Origin of the sequence: Azospirillum sp. TSO22-1, from assembly GCF_003116015.1 — a bacterium.
GTDB lineage: Bacteria > Pseudomonadota > Alphaproteobacteria > Azospirillales > Azospirillaceae > Azospirillum.
Map to the genome: position 1 here is coordinate 1 of NZ_LGQZ01000224.1, position 1991 is coordinate 1991.

Sequence of the window (1991 nt, forward strand, 5' to 3'; positions counted from 1 at the left end):
CGTTGGCCAGGAAGCTCAGCTGCTTGGCCAGCATGTTGCCGGCCTCCAGGTCGGGCACCAGCAGGATGTCCGGCTGGCCGGCCACCTCGGATTTGATGCCCTTGGTGCGCGCCGCTTCCAGGCTGATGGCGTTGTCGAAGGCCAGCGGACCGTCCAGGATGCCGCCGGTGATCTGGCCGCGGTCGGCCATCTTGCACAGCGCCGCCGCCTCCAGCGTCGTCTCGATCTTCGGGTTCAGCGTCTCCACCGCCGAGAGGATCGCCACCTTCGGCGTTTCCACGCCCAGCACCTTGGCGAGGTCGATGGCGTTCTGGACGATGTGCACCTTGTCTTCCAGCGTCGGGTAGATGTTGATCGCCGCGTCGGTGATCAGCAGGGCGCGCGGGTAGGTCGGCACGTTCATCACGAAGACGTGGCTGAGGCGCCGGCCGGTGCGCAGGCCGGTCTCCTTCTTGACCACGGCGCTCATCAGCTCGTCGGTGTGCAGCGAGCCCTTCATCACCGCTTCGGCCTCGCCGGTGCGGGCGAGCGCCACCGCGGCCTCGGCGGCGGCGTGGCTGTGCTCGACGTTGACGATCAGGTAGGGGTCGATGTCCAGCCCGTGCAGGCCGGCGAGCGCGCGGATCTTGGTCTCCGGGCCGATCAGGATCGGCTCGATCAGCCCGGCCTCGGCCGCCTCGACGGCGCCGCGCAGCGAGCTTTCGTCGCACGGGTGCGCCACGGCGGTGAGCACCGGCTTGAGGGCGCGGCACTTGTCGAGCAGCGCGTCGTGCTTGTCGTGACGGATCATCTGGATCTGCGGCAGCTCATGGGGTGCGCGGCAGACCTTGCGGGTGGGGGCGATGACCTCGGCGGTGCCGGTGGTGACGGTCTCGCCGTGCTGGTTGACGCAGACGCAGTCGAAGACGACGAGGTTCTTGTCGGCGCGCTTCTCGGTGACGGTGACGGTGGCGGTGACGACGTCGCCGAGGCCGACCGGGCGGCGGAACTGCAGGTTCTGGCCGACGTAGAGCGTGCCGGCGCCGGGCAGGTGGGTGCCGAGCACGCCGGAGATCAGCGAGCCCGACCACATGCCGTGGCCGATCACCTTCTGGAAGCGGCTGTCGGCGGCGAACTTCGGGTCGAGGTGGGCGGGATCGATGTTGCCCGAGACGGCGGCGAACAGTTCGACGTCCATCAGCGTGAGCTGCCGCGTCAGGCTGGCGCTCTGGCCGATGAAGAGTTCGTCGAAGGGAACGTTCTCGATGGCCTTCGGGGAGGAGCTGTTGGCAGAGTCGCCAAGCGTGCGCATGGAAGGATACTCCAGTTGTGTGACGACGGCCCGTCGCCCACGTGCGCCAAAAGGTATACTAATATATTAGCTCATGTTGCAACGCCGAAAGGATGCGCTGGACACTATGTCGCAGGCCGGGTGCGGTGCAAAAAAAGAAAGGCCGCGAGGTGGGGGAACCACCCGCGGCCCGAGTTTTGGGAGGAAACGCACGCGCCGTGGCGGCCTTCACCAAACCGGCCACGACGCAGACTGCACTCGCAAGTGATATACTAGTATGCGAGATGCGGTGCAAGCGTTTTCTGCACCGCTCACGTTTTTGGGCTGCCCCGGAGGCCGCGGCGTGGCGGGCAACATGGGACACGGATTACACGGATTTTGACGGATGGCACGGAATCACGAACAACAAGGTCCGTGTAATCCGTGGCGAAATCCGTGAAATCCGTGTGAGTGTTGCCACCCCGGTCCGCACCCCGCAAAAGAAGAAGGGGCCTCGCGGCCCCCTCTCTCGTCGTCTCTCGGAGGCTTGATCAGGCCTTGAGGATGCCGCGCCCGGCAAACCGAGCCGCTGCGCCGAGCTGCTGCTCGATGCGGATCAGTTGGTTGTACTTGGCCAGACGGTCGGAGCGGCTCAGCGAGCCGGTCTTGATCTGCCCGCAGTTGGTCGCCACCGCGAGGTCGGCGATGGTCGAGTCCTCGGTCTCGCCCGAGCGGTGCGACA

General features: G+C 66.3%; 1 protein-coding gene and 1 pseudogene. Both read right to left on the minus strand.

The window, feature by feature from the left end:
* Positions 1 to 1291 (minus strand): bifunctional enoyl-CoA hydratase/phosphate acetyltransferase (locus TSO221_RS34345; RefSeq protein WP_109122939.1); only part of this gene is annotated, 1291 nt, incomplete at its 3' end.
* A 509-nt stretch (positions 1292 to 1800) separates the two neighbouring features.
* A pseudogene (gene eno, locus TSO221_RS34350) lies at positions 1801 to 1991 on the minus strand (phosphopyruvate hydratase); the annotation flags it as partial.